This is a genomic window from Streptomyces sp. NPDC003011 (assembly GCF_053591515.1).
Genome location: NZ_JBSFTY010000055.1, coordinates 49,161 through 65,457, shown reverse-complemented (window position 1 = coordinate 65,457; position 16,297 = coordinate 49,161). Strand labels below are relative to the sequence as shown.

General features: G+C 71.1%; 14 protein-coding genes and 1 pseudogene. 6 read left to right on the top strand and 9 right to left on the bottom strand.

Annotated elements, in window-relative coordinates:
* Positions 1-444: pseudogene (locus ACWD0J_RS26635) on the top strand (glucose-6-phosphate isomerase); the annotation flags it as partial.
* 66 nt (positions 445-510) lie between these two features.
* Here the strand turns inward: ACWD0J_RS26635 and pgl are convergent.
* From pgl to tkt, 5 genes are read right to left on the bottom strand one after another with little or no spacing between them, the layout of a single operon-like run.
* The gene (pgl, locus tag ACWD0J_RS26630; RefSeq protein WP_451498364.1) at positions 511-1,293 is read right to left on the bottom strand and encodes a 6-phosphogluconolactonase; all 783 of its coding nucleotides are present in this window, start codon (positions 1,291-1,293) and stop codon (positions 511-513) included.
* Positions 1,290-2,453 carry a glucose-6-phosphate dehydrogenase assembly protein OpcA gene (opcA, locus tag ACWD0J_RS26625; protein WP_451498363.1) on the bottom strand — a complete coding sequence of 388 codons (1,164 nt, stop codon included), beginning with the start codon at positions 2,451-2,453 and terminating at the stop codon, positions 1,290-1,292. The genes pgl and opcA overlap by 4 nt, the downstream gene beginning before the upstream one ends.
* A complete protein-coding gene (gene zwf / locus ACWD0J_RS26620) occupies positions 2,450-3,973 on the bottom strand; it encodes a glucose-6-phosphate dehydrogenase (protein ID WP_451498362.1) in 1,524 nt (507 codons plus the stop codon). The genes opcA and zwf overlap by 4 nt, the downstream gene beginning before the upstream one ends.
* 4 nt (positions 3,974-3,977) lie before the next feature.
* Complete coding sequence (gene tal / locus ACWD0J_RS26615; protein ID WP_451498361.1) at positions 3,978-5,096, bottom strand: transaldolase; 1,119 nt, start codon at positions 5,094-5,096, stop codon at positions 3,978-3,980.
* Positions 5,097-5,130: 34 nt separating this feature from the next.
* Positions 5,131-7,218, bottom strand: coding sequence for a transketolase (gene tkt / locus ACWD0J_RS26610; RefSeq protein ID WP_451498360.1), 2,088 nt, complete (start codon positions 7,216-7,218; stop codon positions 5,131-5,133).
* Positions 7,219-7,570: 352 nt separating this feature from the next.
* On the opposite strand from tkt, the gene ACWD0J_RS26605 reads away from it, so the two are divergent.
* From ACWD0J_RS26605 to ACWD0J_RS26595, 3 genes are all read left to right on the top strand, one after another.
* Positions 7,571-8,548 carry a heme o synthase gene (locus ACWD0J_RS26605; protein ID WP_451498359.1) on the top strand — a complete coding sequence of 326 codons (978 nt, stop codon included), beginning with the start codon at positions 7,571-7,573 and terminating at the stop codon, positions 8,546-8,548.
* 95 nt (positions 8,549-8,643) lie between these two features.
* Positions 8,644-9,000 (top strand): hypothetical protein, encoded by a 357-nt coding sequence (locus ACWD0J_RS26600; RefSeq protein WP_451498358.1) that lies wholly within the window; start codon positions 8,644-8,646, stop codon positions 8,998-9,000.
* A gap of 81 nt (positions 9,001-9,081) precedes the next feature.
* Entirely contained in the window at positions 9,082-10,191 is a 1,110-nt protein-coding gene (locus tag ACWD0J_RS26595; RefSeq protein WP_451498357.1) for an amidohydrolase family protein, read from the top strand.
* Between the two features lie 116 nt (positions 10,192-10,307).
* Here the strand turns inward: ACWD0J_RS26595 and ACWD0J_RS26590 are convergent, their stop codons facing one another.
* The 4 genes from ACWD0J_RS26590 to ACWD0J_RS26575 form a co-directional block, all read right to left on the bottom strand.
* Positions 10,308-11,321 carry a COX15/CtaA family protein gene (locus tag ACWD0J_RS26590; protein WP_451498356.1) on the bottom strand — a complete coding sequence of 338 codons (1,014 nt, stop codon included), beginning with the start codon at positions 11,319-11,321 and terminating at the stop codon, positions 10,308-10,310.
* Between the two features lie 44 nt (positions 11,322-11,365).
* Entirely contained in the window at positions 11,366-12,142 is a 777-nt protein-coding gene (locus ACWD0J_RS26585) for an ABC transporter permease (RefSeq protein WP_451498355.1), read from the bottom strand.
* Positions 12,139-13,062: an ABC transporter ATP-binding protein gene (locus tag ACWD0J_RS26580; protein ID WP_451498354.1), complete on the bottom strand. Its 924-nt coding sequence runs from the start codon at positions 13,060-13,062 to the stop codon at positions 12,139-12,141. The genes ACWD0J_RS26585 and ACWD0J_RS26580 overlap by 4 nt, the downstream gene beginning before the upstream one ends.
* A gap of 89 nt (positions 13,063-13,151) precedes the next feature.
* On the bottom strand, positions 13,152-13,949 hold the full coding sequence (locus ACWD0J_RS26575) for an aminoglycoside N(3)-acetyltransferase (protein WP_451498353.1): 798 nt from the start codon (positions 13,947-13,949) through the stop codon (positions 13,152-13,154).
* A gap of 160 nt (positions 13,950-14,109) precedes the next feature.
* On the opposite strand from ACWD0J_RS26575, the gene ACWD0J_RS26570 reads away from it, so the two are divergent.
* The gene (locus ACWD0J_RS26570) at positions 14,110-14,862 is read left to right on the top strand and encodes a helix-turn-helix transcriptional regulator (protein WP_451498352.1); all 753 of its coding nucleotides are present in this window, start codon (positions 14,110-14,112) and stop codon (positions 14,860-14,862) included.
* Positions 14,859-16,280: a Fe-S cluster assembly protein SufB gene (gene sufB / locus ACWD0J_RS26565; RefSeq protein WP_451498351.1), complete on the top strand. Its 1,422-nt coding sequence runs from the start codon at positions 14,859-14,861 to the stop codon at positions 16,278-16,280. Before ACWD0J_RS26570 ends, sufB begins: the two co-directional genes overlap by 4 nt.
* Positions 16,281-16,297 lie beyond the last annotated feature (17 nt).

Here is a 16,297-nt window from a genome sequence, read left to right as displayed (position 1 = left end):
GCGGACTTCATCGGTTTCGCCCGCCCGGTGGCCGGGCTGGGTGACGAACTGGCCGCCCAGCACGACCTGCTGATGGCCAACTTCTTCGCCCAGACGCAGGCGCTCGCCTTCGGCAAGACCGCGGACGAGGTGCGCGCGGAGGGTGTGGCCGAGGCGCAGGTGCCGCACCGCACGTTCCAGGGCGACCATCCCACGACCACGATCCTGGCGAAGGAACTCACCCCCTCGGTCCTGGGCCAGCTGATCGCCCTCTACGAGCACAAGGTGTTCGTCCAGGGCGCGATCTGGAACATCGACTCCTTCGACCAGTGGGGCGTCGAACTCGGCAAGGTCCTCGCCAAGCGCATCGAACCCGCCCTCACCGGGGGCGCCGACGTGCGGGGCCTGGACGCGTCCACGAAGGCGCTCGTCTCCGCGTACCGGGAGCTGCGCGACCGCCGGTGACGCCGAGGACGCGGGAAGCGGGCGGCCTGTGGCCGCCCGCTTCCCGTGGGTCTCCTCGTCAGCGCGTCAGGCCGACGCCGGTGGATACAGCGACCGCGGCAGCCGGGAGGCCGCCGCGCTGTCCAGCAGCCACAGGGTGCGGGAGCGGCCCTGGGCTCCCGCGGCCGGCGCCTGGATCTCGCCCGCGCCGGACAGGGCGATCGCCGCGGCGTTCGCCTTGTCCTCGCCGGCGGCCAGGAGCCAGACCTCGCGGGCGGCGCGGATGGCCGGGAGCGTGAGGGTCACGCGGGTCGGCGGGGGCTTGGGGGCGCCGTGCACGCCGACCACCGTGCGCTCGGTCTCCCGCACGGCCGGCAGTTCGGGGAACAGGGACGCCACATGGGTGTCCGGTCCCACGCCCAGCATCAGAACGTCGAAGGCCGGGACCGCGCCGTGGTTCTCGGGGCCCGCGGCACGCGCCAGCTCCTGCGCGTAACCCGCCGCCGCCGCGTCCGCGTCGGCGCCGTACGGTCCGTCCGACGCGGGCATGGCGTGCACGCGCTTCGGGTCCAGGGGCACGGAGTCCAGCAGGGCCTCGCGGGCCTGCGTGACATTGCGTTCCGGGTCGCCCTCCGGCAGGAACCGCTCGTCGCCCCACCACAGGTCCAGGCGGCCCCAGTCGATGGCGTCCCGGGCGGGCGCGGCGGCCAGGGCGGCGAGCAGGCCGTTGCCGTTGCGGCCGCCCGTGAGGACCACGGAGGCCGAGCCGCGCGAGGCCTGCGCGTCCACGATCTTCGTGATCAGGCGGGCCGCGGCGGCCTGGGCCATCAGTTCCTTGTCGCGGTGCACGACCAGCTGCGGAGTGCTCACTTCGCCGCCGCCCTGGTCACCGGGGCCTGCGCCGCCGCTTCCTTCGCGGGTGCTTTCGCAGCAGTCTCGACGGGTGCGGGAGCCGCGGCCGGTTCTCCTTTGGCCACCGGTCCCTCGCCTTCGGCGGACTGCTCCGCGACCGGCTCCCCGCCGAGCGCCTCGGCACCCTTGCCGTCCGAAGCGCCGTCCGAAACGTCCGAAGCGCCGTTCGAGGCGCCGTCCGACGTGCCGTTCGACGCGCTCAGCCGGTCCACCCCGAACCGCAGCGCGGACGCGTACGTGTCGTCCGGGTCCAGCCGCCGCAGCTCCTCCGCGATCAGTTCGGCCGTGTCGCGGCGCTTGAGCGCCACCGCACGGTCCGGCTGGCCCTGGATGGAGAGGGTGGCGAGCGAGCCGTCCGCCCGGTCCAGGACGATCGGACCGCAGTCGGTGTTCATCCGGACCGCCGTCAGGCCGGGGCCCGACGACAGCGAACGCTTCACCGGGACGTCCAGCCGGTCCGCGAGCCACATCGCCAGCAGCTCGCAGCTCGGGTTGAACTCCTCGCCCTCCACCTCGACGGCCTGGACCTCGCAGGTGACCTGGTCGAGAGCCGCCGCCAGCATCGAACGCCAGGGCGTGATCCGCGTCCACGACAGATCCGTGTCCCCGGGCGTGTAGGCGTCGGCGCGGGCACCGAGCTCCCGTACCGGCTGCTCGGAGGCGTAGGTGTCGGTGACCCGGCGCTGGCCGAGGGCGCCCAGCGGGTCCTTGGCCGGGTCCAGCGGCGCGTTCACCGGCCACCAGACCACCACCGGGGCGTCCGGCAGCAGCAGCGGCAGCACGACCGACTGGGCGTGGTGCCCGACGTCGCCGTACAGCCGCAGCACGACCGTCTCGCCGGTGCCCGCGTCCGCGCCCACCCGTACCTCGGCGTCCAGCCGGGACTGCGTCCGGTCGCGGGGTGAACGCGAGACGCGCTTGACGACCACGAGCTTGCGCGAGGGGTGCTCGTGCGAGGCGTCGTTGGCGGCCTTCAGGGCGTCGTACGCGTTCTCCTCGTCCGTGACGATGACCAGCGTGAGCACCATGCCGACGGCCGGGGTGCCGATGGCCCTGCGGCCCTGCACCAGCGCCTTGTTGATCTTGCTGGCCGTGGTGTCCGTGAGGTCTATCTTCATGGCCGGCGCCAGCTCCGTCCGTCTCGCTCGAGCATCTCGTCCGCCTCGACGGGGCCCCACGTACCGGCCTGGTACTGGGCGGGCTTGCCGTTCCGGTCCCAGTACTCCTCGATCGGGTCGAGGATCTTCCAGGACAGTTCGACCTCCTCGGTGCGCGGGAAGAGGTTCGAGTCGCCGAGCAGCACGTCGAGGATCAGGCGTTCGTACGCCTCCGGGCTGGACTCCGTGAACGACTCCCCGTAGGCGAAGTCCATGGACACGTCCCGGATCTCCATCGAGGTGCCCGGCACCTTGGAGCCGAAGCGGACCGTGACGCCCTCGTCGGGCTGGACGCGGATGACGATCGCGTTCTTGCCCAGCTCCTCCGTCGCCGTGTGGTCGAAGGGGGAGTGCGGGGCCCGCTGGAAGACGACCGCGATCTCGGTCACCCGGCGGCCCAGCCGCTTGCCGGTGCGCAGGTAGAAGGGGACGCCCGCCCAGCGGCGGTTGTCGATCTCCACCTTGATCGCCGCGTACGTGTCGGTCTTCGACTTGCGGTCGATGCCGTCCTCTTCGAGGTAGCCGATGACCTTCGCACCGCCCTGCCAGCCGGCCGCGTACTGCCCGCGCACGGTGTCCTTGCCGAGGTCCTTCGGCAGCTTCACCGCGCCGAGCACCTTGGTCTTCTCGGCGGCCAGCGCGTCCGCGTCGAAGGAGGAGGGCTCCTCCATCGCCGTGAGGGCCAGCAGCTGGAGCAGGTGGTTCTGGATGACGTCCCGGGCGGCGCCGATGCCGTCGTAGTAGCCGGCCCGGCCGCCGATGCCGATGTCCTCGGCCATGGTGATCTGCACGTGGTCCACGAAGGACCGGTTCCAGATCGGCTCGAACATCGTGTTGGCGAAGCGCAGCGCCAGGATGTTCTGGACGGTCTCCTTGCCCAGGTAGTGGTCGATGCGGAAGACCTGGTCCGGGGCGAAGACCTCCTCGACGGTCGCGTTGAGCTCCTCGGCCGACCTCAGGTCGTGGCCGAAGGGCTTCTCGATGACCGCCCGCCGCCAGGAGCCGCTCGACTGGTCGGCCAGCTGGTGCTTCTTCAGCTGCTGGATGACCACCGGGAAGGCGGACGGGGGCACCGAGAGGTAGAAGGCGAAGTTGCCGCCGGTGCCCTGCGCCTTGTCCAGCTCGTCGATCGTGTCGCGCAGCCGCTCGAACGCCTCGTCGTCGTCGAAGGTGCCCTGGACGAAGCGCATCCCCTGGATGAGCTGCTGCCAGACCTCTTCACGGAACGGCGTCCGGGCGTGCTCCTTGACGGCGTCGTGGACCTCCTGTGCGAAGTCCTCGTGCTGCCACTCACGCCGGGCGAAACCGACCAGCGAGAAACCCGGCGGCAGCAGACCCCGGTTCGCGAGGTCGTACACGGCGGGCATGAGCTTCTTTCGTGACAAATCGCCCGTGACGCCGAAAATGACCAGGCCCGACGGCCCCGCGATACGCGGGAGCCGTCGGTCGGCGGGGTCACGCAGCGGGTTGCTGCTCGACAAGAGTTCAGCCCTCCGAAGGGGCGAGGCGCTGGAGCTCCGCCTCGGTCGACTTGAGCAGGTCGGTCCAGGACGCCTCGAACTTCTCGACGCCCTCTTCCTCCAGCAGCCGCACCACGTCGTCGTAGGCGATCCCGAGCTTCTCGACGGCGTCGAGGTCGGCGCGGGCCTGCTCGTAGGTGCCGGCGACCGCGTTGCCGCGGATCTCGCCGTGGTCCTCGGTGGCGAACAGGGTCGCCTCCGGCATGGTGTTCACCGTGTTCGGCGCCACCAGCTCGTCGACGTACAGCGTGTCCTTGTACGCCTTGTCCTTGACGCCGGTCGAGGCCCACAGCGGACGCTGCTTGTTGGCGCCCGCCTTCTCCAGCGCGCTCCAGCGGTCCGAGGAGAAGACCTCCTCGTACGCCTGGTAGGCGAGGCGCGCGTTGGCGACGCCGGCCTTGCCGCGCGCGGCCTTGGCCTCGTCGGTGCCCAGCGCGTCGATCCGCTTGTCGATCTCGGTGTCCACACGGGACACGAAGAAGGACGCCACGGAGTGGATCGTCGACAGGTCCAGGCCGCGCTCCCTGGCCTTCTCCAGGCCGGTCAGGAAGGCGTCCATGACCAGGCGGTACCGCTCCAGCGAGAAGATCAGCGTGACGTTGACGCTGATGCCCAGGCCGATGACCTCGGCGATCGCCGGGATGCCCGCCTCGGTCGCCGGGATCTTGATGAGCGTGTTCGGCCGGTCCACCAGCCAGGCCAGCTGCTTGGCCTCGGCGACCGTCGCGTGCGTGTTGTGCGCCAGGCGCGGGTCGACCTCGATCGACACCCGGCCGTCCTGGCCGCCGGTGGCGTCGAAGACCGGGCGCAGGATGTCGGCGGCGTCACGGACGTCCGCCGTCGTGATCATGCGGACGGCCTCTTCGACCGTGACCCTGCGGACGGCGAGGTCGGAGAGCTGCTGGTCGTAGCCGTCGCCCTCGGAGATCGCCTTCTGGAAGATGGACGGGTTGGTGGTGACGCCCACGACGTGCTGCTGGTCGATCAGCTCGGCGAGGTTGCCGGACGTGATCCGCTTGCGCGACAGGTCGTCCAGCCAGATCGCGACGCCCTCCTCGGAGAGGCGCTTCAGTGCGTCTGTCATGGAAATTGCATCTCCTACGTGTCGGATATGAGCGTCAGCGCTGGGCTGCGGCGATCGATTCCCGCGCCGCGGCGGCCACGTTCTCGGCAGTGAAGCCGAACTCGCGGAAGAGGACCTTGCCGTCGGCCGAAGCGCCGAAGTGCTCCAGGGAAACGATGCGACCGGCGTCGCCCACGTACTTGTGCCAGGTGAGACCGATCCCGGCCTCCACCGCGACACGCGCCTTGACCGCCGGCGGCAGGACGCTGTCCCGGTACCCCTGGTCCTGCTCCTCGAACCACTCCACGGACGGCATCGACACGACCCGCGTCGGCACACCGTCGGCTTCGAGCTGCTCACGCGCCTCGACGGCCACATGCACCTCGGAACCGGTGGCGACGAGCACCACCTCCGGCGTGCCCGTGGAGGCCTCGAACAGGACGTAACCGCCCTTGGCCGCGTCCTCGTTGGGCTCGTACGTCGGCACACCCTGGCGGGTCAGCGCGAGGCCGTGCGGGGCGCCCTTGCCGAAGACCTTGGTGTAGCGGCGCAGGATCTCGCGCCAGGCGATCGCCGTCTCGTTCGCGTCCGCCGGGCGGACCACGTTCAGGCCCGGGATCGCGCGCAGCGAGGCCAGGTGCTCGATCGGCTGGTGGGTGGGGCCGTCCTCGCCGAGACCGATGGAGTCGTGCGTCCACACGTACGTCACCGGCAGGTGCATCAGCGCGGACAGGCGGACCGCGTTGCGCATGTAGTCGGAGAAGACGAGGAACGTACCGCCGTAGATACGGGTGTTGCCGTGCAGCGCGATGCCGTTCATCTCCGCGGCCATGGAGTGCTCGCGGATGCCGAAGTGGATCGTGCGGCCGTACGGGTCCGCCTCCGGCAGCGGGTTGTCCGCCGGGAGGAACGACGACGTCTTGTCGATCGTCGTGTTGTTCGAGCCGGCCAGGTCGGCGGAGCCGCCCCACAGCTCGGGGATGACCGCGCCGAGCGCCTGGAGCACCTTGCCGGACGCGGCGCGCGTGGCGACGCCCTTGCCCGCCTCGAAGACCGGGATCTTCTCCTCCCAGCCGGCCGGCAGCTCACCCGCGGCGATGCGGTCGAACTCGGCGGCACGCTCCGGGTTGTTGTCGCGCCACTCCTGGAACGACTTCTCCCACTCGGCCTTGGCCTGACGGCCCCGCTCACCCAGCGCGCGGGTGTGCGCGAGGACCTCGTCGGCGACCTCGAAGGACTGCTCCGGGTCGAAGCCGAGGACCCGCTTGGTGGCCGCGACCTCGTCGTCGCCCAGCGCCGAGCCGTGCGCGGCCTCGGTGTTCTGGGCGTTCGGGGCGGGCCAGGCGATGATCGAGCGCATCGCGATGAAGGAGGGCCGGTCGGTGACCCGCTTGGCGGCCTCGATCGCGTCGTAGAGGGCGTGCGGGTCCAGGTCCCCGTCCGGCTTCGGGGCGACGCGCTGCACGTGCCAGCCGTACGCCTCGTAGCGCTTGACGGTGTCCTCGGAGACGGCCGTCTCGGTGTCGCCCTCGATGGAGATGTGGTTGTCGTCCCACAGGAGGATGAGGTTGCCGAGCTTCTGGTGGCCGGCCAGCGAGGACGCCTCCGCGGAGATGCCCTCCTGGAGGCAGCCGTCACCGGCGATGGCGAAGATGTAGTGGTCGAACGGGCTTTCGCCGGCCGCCGCGTCCGGGTCGAACAGGCCGCGCTCGTAGCGGGCGGCCATCGCCATGCCCACCGCGTTGGCCACGCCCTGCCCCAGCGGGCCGGTCGTCGTCTCGACACCCGTGGTGTGGCCGTACTCGGGGTGACCGGGGGTCTTGGAACCCCACGTCCGGAAGGACTTCAGGTCGTCCAGCTCCAGGCCGAAACCGGCCAGGTACAGCTGGGTGTAGAGGGTCAGGGACGAGTGGCCGGCGGACAGCACGAAGCGGTCGCGGCCGACCCAGTCGGCGTCCGCCGGATCGTGCCGCATCACCTTCTGGAAGAGGGTGTAGGCGGCAGGTGCCAGGCTCATCGCCGTACCCGGATGGCCGTTGCCGACCTTCTGTACGGCATCGGCGGCCAGGACGCGGGCGGTGTCCACGGCCCGCTGGTCCAGCTCGGTCCACTCGAGGTCTGTGGTGGTCGGCTTGGTGCTCACCCTGGGTCAGGGCTCCTCTCCACATGTCACGCATGTCGGAATGCCGGTGCACTGGGCGCCCCGGCCGTTGTCGAGCCTACCCCCGTAAGTACGTGCGTTTTTTCGAGCCATTACAGACTGCCGGGACTCATCGGGATCCGCCTCCCGACCGGGCCGTTCCCTAGTCGGCAAGTGAATACGGAGCCGCTCGTAAGAGTGCTCAACAGAGTGCCGCCGGGCTCGTCCGGGGGCGCCGTCCAACACGACCCCACCCCCGCGAAGGCCGGGGTATGGGCAACGTCTACAGTGGCGTGGTACGCGCGAGCTTTACCGGGACTTCACACGGGGGGCTTGCTGGGATGTCTCTGTAGGGGTGTGCGTGACGGCCGTCGAATCCCGTCCAGCGGGTGGGGGCACCTCCCGCGCCCTCAAGGCAGCGGGGGAGCGCAGGAGCTCGGGTCACCGGCCGTTCGGGGCCCGTGTCAAGGCGTTCGTGGCTCTGACCAAGCCTCGGATCATCGAGTTGCTCCTGATCACCACCGTGCCGGTGATGTTCCTGGCGCAGCAAGGGGTGCCCGACCTGACGCTGGTGTTGCTGACCTGCGTCGGCGGCTACCTCTCCGCGGGCGGCGCGAACGCGCTGAACATGTACATCGACCGGGACATCGACGCGCTGATGGACCGCACCTCGCAGCGCCCGCTGGTCACCGGCATGGTCAGCCCGCGCGAGTGCCTCGTCTTCGGCATCACCCTCGCGGTCGTCTCGACGCTGCTGTTCGGCCTGGCCGTCAACTGGCTGTCGGCCTGGCTGTCGCTCGGAGCGCTGCTCTTCTACGTGGTCGTCTACACGATGATCCTCAAGCGCCGTACCTCGCAGAACATCGTGTGGGGCGGCATCGCCGGCTGCCTCCCCGTGCTCATCGGCTGGTCGTCCGTCACGAACTCCATGTCGTGGGCGCCGGTCATCCTCTTCCTCGTGATGTTCTTCTGGACCCCGCCGCACTACTGGCCGCTGTCCATGAAGGTGCGGGAGGACTACGCGCGCGTGGGGGTACCGATGCTGCCGGTCGTCGCCTCCAACAAGGCGGTCGCCAAGCAGATCGTGCTCTACAGCTGGATGATGGTCGCGGTCTCGCTGCTGCTGACCCCGCTCGGCTACACCGGCTGGTTCTACACGGCGGTCGCGCTGGTGGCCGGCGGCTTCTGGCTGTGGGAGGCGCACGGGCTGCAGAACCGGGCCAGGGCCGAGGTGACCGGCGCCAAGCTCAAGGAGATGCGGCTGTTCCACTGGTCGATCACCTACGTGTCCCTCCTCTTCGTGGCGGTCGCGGTCGACCCCTTCCTCCGCTGACCGCCTCGTCGTACGACGTCCCGGGCGGGGTGCGTGGCCAAGGCCACGCACCCCGCCCGTCGCCGTTTGATCTACCCGTCGGTAGCATCCTGGCCATGGCAGACACGCAGCAGGTTGACGAGGGCACCGACGCCAAGCGGGCCGCGCGCGCCGAGCGCAAGGCGGCCCGCCTCGCCCGGCAGATCACCGCCTTCTCCACGGCACACGGCGGAGCCGAGGGCCAGATCGCCTACCTCGGCGAGCGCGGCGCGCGGATCGTGCTCGTGGGCGGGGACGGCGGCTGGGGCGATCTGGTGGCCCCCTCGTACGAGATCGCCGAGAAGGCGGTGGAGAAGTCCGGGATCACCGTGCACGAGGCTTTCGACGGCGAGTTCGCGGCCAGGGTGCGGACCGGGCCGTACGAGTGGACGCGGATGGCCGGGATCCAGGTGGGCGGTCCGAGCAACACCTGACGCCGGGTTCACCCGTTAGGCCGCGAGGAGGACCGCAGGAGAACGCGGTCCTCGGACGTGGTCCGCTCACGGGGAGTCCGGATGATCGAAACGCCGTGCCTCGTGGACCAGTACTGCCACGGCGTACTGAGAACGGAGCTGGGCCTCGGCACCTTCGAGGCCCAGCTGGCCCGCACCGAGGGGCCGCCCGCGGCGGGCACCACGCTCTTCGACACCCAGACCGGCTTCGCGGTACGCCGCTGGTGCCCCCCGCTCCTGGGTCTGGAACCGCACTGCCCGCCCGCCCGCTACCTGGCCCGGCGCCGTGAGCTCGGCGTCCTGGAAGCGGGCCGCCGGTTACTGCGCGGCAGCGGCATCACGACGTATCTGGTCGACACCGGGCTGCCCGGCGACCTCACCGGACCCGGCGAGCTGGCCTCCGCGGCGGCTGCCGAGGCCCGTGAGATCGTGCGGCTGGAACTCCTCGCCGAACAGGTCGCCGACACCTCCGGCACCGTCGAGTCCTTCCTCGCCAACCTCGCCGAGTCGGTGCACGCGGCCGCCGTGCACGCCGTGGCCTTCACCTCCGTGGCGGGCGTCCGGCACGGACTCGCGCTCGTGCCCGAGCCGCCGGGACCGGGCGAGGTACGGGGCGCGGCGGGCCGCTGGCTCGCCGGACGCCGGGTGGGCGGGGAGCTGAGCGACCCGGTGCTGCTCCGGCACCTGCTGTGGATCGCGGTCGCCTCCGGCCGGCCCCTCCAGCTGCACGCCGGGCTCCGCGAACCGGGCCTGCGGACCGACCGCACCGACCCGGTGCTGCTGACCGACTTCGTCCGGGCCACGGCCGGGCTGGGCACCGACCTCGTCCTGCTGCACAGCTACCCGTACCACCGGCAGGCCGCCCACCTCGCCAGGGTCTTCCCGCATGTGTACGCCGACGCGGGCGCCGCCCTGGTGCACACCGGCGCCCGGGCCGCGGCCGTCCTCGCGGAGATCCTGGAGCTGGCCCCCTTCGGCAAGATCCTCTTCTCCAGCGGGGCCCAGGGCCTGCCCGAGCTGCACGTGGTCGGCGCTCGGCTGTTCCGCGAGGCCCTGGGACGGGTGCTGGGCACCTGGGCCGCCGAGGGGGTGTGGTCGTCGGCGGACGCCCAGCGGGTGGCGGGGCTGATCGCGGCGGGCAACGCGCGGCGGGTGTACCGGCTGGGCGGCTGAGGAGCGGGCCGCCCGTCGCGACGGACGGCGTACACCGCCCGCGCGCCGGGTGGTCGGTACAGGTCCGTACGTACGCGCTCGCGGGCCGGGCGGGTCCGCCGCGGCGCGCGCTGCCGTCAGCCGGCGGCGTGCTCCAGCCGTTCGCCGGCGGCGGGAGCCGGAAGGTCCGCGTCGGTGTCACGGCGTTCCCGCAGCGACAGCAGGACCCGCACCACCCAGATCCACATCACGGCGGAGCCCAGCATGTGCAGGCCGACCAGGATCTCGGGAAGGTCGGTGAAGTACTGGACGTAGCCGATGACGCCCTGTGCGAGCAGGATCAGGAAGAGTTCACGGGTCCGCGCCAGCGGCCCCTCCGGGGCGTCGACCGCCTTGAGGACGAACCACAGGGCGAACGTCAGCGACACCACGATCCACGCCAGCACCGCGTGCACCTTGCTCACGGTCTCCCAGTCCAGCGGCATCCGCTCGACCTCGCTGGAGTCGCCCGCGTGCGGTCCCGCGCCGGTCACGACCGTGCCGACCAGGATCAGCAGCACGGCGGCGGCGACCAGGCACCACACCAGCTGCCGCACGGCCTTGCCGACCAGGGGACGGGGCGCCGCGTCGCCCTCCCGGGTGCGCTGCCACATCACCGTGGCGACCGCGATCAGGGCCGACGTCGCCACGAAGTGCGCCGCGACGGTGTACGGGTTGAGACCGACGAGCACCACGATGCCGCCGAGGACCGCGTTGCTCATCACGATCCAGAACTGCGCCCAGCCCAGCCGGGTCAGACCGCGCCGGTACGGCTTCTCGGAGCGCGCGGCGATGATCGCCCAGCCGACCGCCGCGCACAGCACGTACGTCAGCATGCGGTTGCCGAACTCGATGGCCCCGTGGAAGCCCATCGCGCTGGTGGTGGTCAGTGAGTCGTCGGTGCACTTGGGCCAGGTCGGGCAGCCGAGCCCGGACCCGGTGAGCCGCACCGCGCCCCCGGTGACCACGATGAGCACCGCCATCACGAGCGCGGTGAGGGCCGCCCGCCGGACCGTCCGAGGAGTCGGGGTCCAGCGTGCGGCGATGAAGGCGAGCGGGTTGCGGACGGCCGCTACGGCGTCGGCGCGGGTCACGTTTGGCACGCGTCCCATCGTAGGGGGCCGCTTGTGCACGCTTTCACGAGGGTCCCGCCGGCCTACTCCCAGCGGAAGAACCGTCCGGCGGCGGCCAGTCCGACGACCGCCCACACGGCGAGGATCCCCAGGTCGGCCCAGGGAATCCCGGTGCCGTGCCGCAGCACGTCGCGCAGGCCGTCCGACAGGGCCGAGACGGGCAGCAGCGCCAGGACGTCCTGGGCGGCGGCCGGGAACCTGTCCAGCGGGACGATGACGCCGCCGCCCACGAGCAGCAGCAGGAAGACCAGGTTGGCGGCGGCCAGGGTCGCCTCCGCCCTCAGCGTGCCCGCCATCAGCAGACCGAGGCCGGAGAAGGCGGCGGTCCCCAGGACCAGCAGGAGGACGACGACGAGCGGGTTGCCGTGCGGCGACCAGCCCAGGCCGAACGCGATCGCCGTCAGGAGGATCACCTGGAGAAGCTCGGTGACCAGGACGGAGAGCGTCTTCGCGGTCATCAGACCCCAGCGGGGCAGCGGGGAGGAGGCGAGGCGCTTCAGGACGCCGTAGCGGCGCTCGAAACCCGTCGCGATGGCCTGGCCGGTGAACGCCGTCGACATCACCGCGAGCGCCAGGATGCCGGGGGCGAGGAAGTCCACCGCCTCGCCGGCGCCGGTGTCGACGATGTCCACCGTGCTGAACAGGAGCAGCAGCAGGGTGGGGATCGCGACCGTCAGCAGCAGCTGCTCGCCGTTGCGCAGCAGCATCCTCGTCTCCAGCACCGCCTGCGCCGCGATCATGCGGGGCAGCGGCGCCGCGCCCGGCTTCGGGGTGTACGCACCCGTGGCGGCGGTGGTCATGAGCGCAGCTCCTTGCCGGTGAGCTCCAGGAAGACGTCTTCCAGGGTGTGCCGTTCCACGGAGATCCGCTCCGGCATCACCCCGTGCTGGGCGCACCACGAGGTGACCGTGGCGAGCAGTTGCGGGTCGATCTTGCCGACGACCCGGTACGAGCCCGGCGTCAGCTCCGCGGCCGTGCTGTCGGCGGGGAGCGCCTTCAGCAGGGAGCCGACGTCCAGCCCGGGACGGCCGCTGAAGCGGAGCGTGTTCTCGGCGCCGCCGCGGCACAGCTCCTCGGGAGAGCCCTGGGCGATCACCCGGCCCGCGTCGATGATCGCGACGTCGTCGGCGAGCTGCTCGGCCTCGTCCATGTGGTGGGTGGTGAGGATCACGGAGACGCCGTCGGCGCGCAGGTCGCGGATCAGGTCCCAGGTGGCGCGGCGGGCCTGCGGGTCGAGGCCGGCGGTCGGCTCGTCCAGGAAGACCAGTTCCGGGCGGCCGACGACCGCCATGGCGAGCGCGAGGCGCTGCTGCTGGCCACCCGACAGGCGCCGGTACGTGGTCCGGCCGCAGCCGCCCAGTCCCAGGCGCTCGATCAGCGCGTCCACGTCGAGCGGGTGGGCGTGCAGCCCGGCCATGTGCCGGAGCATCTCGTCGGCCCGGGCGCCCGAGTACACGCCCCCGGACTGGAGCATCACGCCGATGCGCGGGTGCAGCTCACGGGCCTGCCCCACCGGGTCGAGGCCCAGGACGCGCACCGTGCCGGAGTCGGGTCTGCGGTACCCCTCGCAGGTCTCGACCGTGGTCGTCTTGCCGGCGCCGTTGGGACCGAGGACGGCGGTCACGCCCGCCCGGGCCACCAGGTCGAGGCCGTCCACCGCGGTCTTCCCGCCGTACCGCTTCACCAGGGCCTGGACCTGGACCACGGGGTCACTTCGCATGGGTCCAGAGTCTAGGTTCGCGGACGGCGGCACCGGCGGGCGGGTGCGAGATCTCCACTCCCGCCGGCCGGCGCCGGGCCGGCCGGGTCTCAGATCTCCTCCTCGCGCGAGCGGTGCACCGCCAGCCACCGCTTCGCGTACGCCACCGCGTCCGCCACGGGGAACAGCCGCACCTGCGCCGCGCCCACCGTCCCCCGTACGACCGGATGGTCCCGCTCGAAGTCGTACCCCAGTTCGTCGAAGCGGTCCGAGCTGACCGACACCTCGGTGACCACCTCCCAGCCCGTGGGGCCCGGCCGGCCGACCTTCACGCGCGGCGACGGCACGCGGTACTCGGCCAGGTGGAAGCTGGTGCAGGTGTCGTAGCCGGCGCCCAGCAGCAGGACCCGGGCGCCGAGCGCCTCCAGGCGGGCCAGCGGGCTGCGCTCGCCCAGCCGGCAGTCCGGCGCGTGCCCCCCGACGATCTCCGCGGCGCGCGGGCCGAGGGCCGCGAACGACGTCTGCGGGTGCGCGCTGCGCAGGGCGCCCGGCCACGTCCGTACGGTCTCCGGGACCACGCCCACCCCTCGGGCCGGCGTGACCTGGGGGTCGTAGGCGGGCATCGTGGCCCGGATCGTGTCCCACCACTCCTCGGGCACCGGCGGGTTGCTCCACAGGGCCGGGTCCGAGAGGTCGCCGGACTGGGTCGGGACCACGAGGGTGCCGTCCGGACCGAGCGTGTCGAGCAGGCCCTGGATGACCGCCACGGCTCCTCCGCACACCCAGCCGAGTGAGCTGAGGGAGGAGTGCACGAGGACGGTCTCGCCGGGTCGCACACCCAGTTCGCGCAGCTGGGCGGCGAGGGTGTCCCGGGTGACAAGAGGGCCGGTCGGAGGGGGTGTGGACATGGTTCGGGAGTGTCCCCGACTCGGCCCCGGGACGCCACCCGTTTGATCGATCAAAGTCGTTCTCGCAGGTCAGATTAGGTATGCCTAAGTGACGCAGGGCACCGTCCGCGGGCCTGGACGCCGCTTGCCTGCCCCAGAGGAATTACGCAACAATGGCGTTGTGAAAAACGTCGGAGAGGCTCGGGAGACCCCCACGGGGGCCCCTCAGGAGGAACTCGCGACCGGTGAGCGCTCGACGCGCAACCGGGTCGCGCGGTCCATCCTGGACCACGGGCCGTCGACCGTCGCCGAGCTCGCCGGACGCCTCGGCCTCACCCAGGCCGCCGTCCGCCGCCACCTCGACGCGCTGGCCGCCGACGATGTCGTGCAGGCACGCGAGCAGCGGGTCTACGGCGCCCGGACCCGCGGGCGTCCCGCCAAGGTCTTCGCGCTCACCGACTGCGGCCGTGACGCCTTCGACCAGTCCTACGACACGCTGGCCGTGGACGCGCTGAGCTGGATCGCCGAGCGCGAGGGCGGGCAGGAGGCGGTCACCGCCTTCGCCCGGGCCCGGATCGCCGCCCAGGCGGGCGCCTACCGCAAGGCGGTGGAGGGTGTCGCCCCGGACCAGCGCGCCGAAGCCCTCGCCAAGGCGCTGAGCGCGGACGGGTACGCTGCTACGGCGCGCAGCGCGCCCCTGCCCCAGAAGGGCGAGCAGCTCTGCCAGCACCACTGCCCGGTCGCCCATGTCGCGGAGAAGTTCCCCCAGCTGTGCGAGGCGGAGACGGAGTTCTTCGCCGAGCTGCTCGGGACGCACGTCCAGCGACTGGCGACCATCGCGCACGGCGACGGCGTCTGCACGACGTTCATCCCCAGGATTTCCCACACCACTGACATCGCATCCGCAAGCACGGCCGGGAGGAACCCCGCATGACGCTCCCCACGGAGACTGCCCACCCCGAACTCGAGGGCCTGGGTAAGTACGAATACGGCTGGGCCGACTCCGACACGGCCGGCGCCTCTGCGAAGCGCGGCATCAACGAGGACGTCGTCCGCGACATCTCCTCGAAGAAGAGCGAGCCGGAGTGGATGACCAAGCTTCGCCTCAAGGGCCTGCGCCTCTTCGAGAAGAAGCCCATGCCCAACTGGGGATCGGACCTGTCGGGCATCGACTTCGACAACATCAAGTACTTCGTGCGTTCCACGGAGAAGCAGGCGGAGTCCTGGGAGGACCTGCCCGAGGACATCAAGAACACGTACGACAAGCTCGGCATCCCCGAGGCGGAGAAGCAGCGCCTCGTCGCCGGTGTCGCGGCCCAGTACGAGTCCGAGGTCGTCTACCACCAGATCCGCGAGGACCTGGAGGAGCAGGGCGTCATCTTCCTCGACACCGACACCGCGCTGAAGGAGCACCCGGAGCTCTTCAAGGAGTACTTCGGCACCGTCATCCCGGTCGGCGACAACAAGTTCGCGTCGCTGAACACCGCGGTGTGGTCCGGCGGCTCCTTCATCTACGTGCCGCCGGGCGTGAACGTCGAGATCCCGCTCCAGGCCTACTTCCGCATCAACACGGAGAACATGGGCCAGTTCGAGCGGACCCTGATCATCGTCGACGAGGGCGCCTACGTGCACTACGTCGAGGGCTGTACCGCCCCGATCTACAAGTCGGACTCGCTGCACTCCGCGGTCGTCGAGATCATCGTCAAGAAGAACGCCCGCTGCCGTTACACGACCATCCAGAACTGGTCGAACAACGTCTACAACCTGGTCACCAAGCGCGCCGTGGCGTACGAGGGCGCGACCATGGAGTGGATCGACGGCAACATCGGCTCCAAGGTGACGATGAAGTACCCGGCCGTCTACCTGATGGGCGAGCACGCCAAGGGCGAGACCCTCTCCATCGCCTTCGCGGGCGAGGGCCAGCACCAGGACGCCGGCTCCAAGATGGTCCACATGGCGCCGAACACCTCCTCCAACATCGTCTCCAAGTCGGTGGCGCGCGGTGGCGGCCGTACGTCCTACCGTGGTCTCGTCGAGATCGGCGAGGGCGCCCACGGCTCCAAGTCCAACGTGCTGTGCGACGCGCTGCTCGTCGACACGATCTCGCGCTCCGACACGTACCCGTACGTGGACGTCCGCGAGGACGACGTGTCCATGGGCCACGAGGCGACCGTCTCCAAGGTCTCCGAGGACCAGCTCTTCTACCTGATGAGCCGCGGTCTGACCGAGTTCGAGGCGATGGCGATGATCGTGCGCGGCTTCGTCGAGCCGATCGCGAAGGAGCTGCCCATGGAGTACGCGCTGGAGCTGAACCGGCTGATCGAGCTGCAGATGGAAGGCGCGGTCGGCTAAGACCCGCCCCGAAGCAG

Bases quoted from the DNA above. Each gene is read 5' to 3' on its own strand.
- ACWD0J_RS26590 (WP_451498356.1), bottom strand. From the start codon at position 11,321: ATGGGACGCGTGCCAAACGTGACCCGCGCCGACGCCGTAGCGGCCGTC.
- ACWD0J_RS26600 (WP_451498358.1), top strand. From the start codon at position 8,644: ATGGCAGACACGCAGCAGGTTGACGAGGGCACCGACGCCAAGCGGGCC.
- ACWD0J_RS26595 (WP_451498357.1), top strand. From the start codon at position 9,082: ATGATCGAAACGCCGTGCCTCGTGGACCAGTACTGCCACGGCGTACTG.
- opcA (WP_451498363.1), bottom strand. From the start codon at position 2,453: ATGAAGATAGACCTCACGGACACCACGGCCAGCAAGATCAACAAGGCG.
- ACWD0J_RS26575 (WP_451498353.1), bottom strand. From the start codon at position 13,949: ATGTCCACACCCCCTCCGACCGGCCCTCTTGTCACCCGGGACACCCTC.
- ACWD0J_RS26580 (WP_451498354.1), bottom strand. From the start codon at position 13,062: ATGCGAAGTGACCCCGTGGTCCAGGTCCAGGCCCTGGTGAAGCGGTAC.
- tal (WP_451498361.1), bottom strand. From the start codon at position 5,096: ATGACAGACGCACTGAAGCGCCTCTCCGAGGAGGGCGTCGCGATCTGG.
- sufB (WP_451498351.1), top strand. From the start codon at position 14,859: ATGACGCTCCCCACGGAGACTGCCCACCCCGAACTCGAGGGCCTGGGT.
- ACWD0J_RS26585 (WP_451498355.1), bottom strand. From the start codon at position 12,142: ATGACCACCGCCGCCACGGGTGCGTACACCCCGAAGCCGGGCGCGGCG.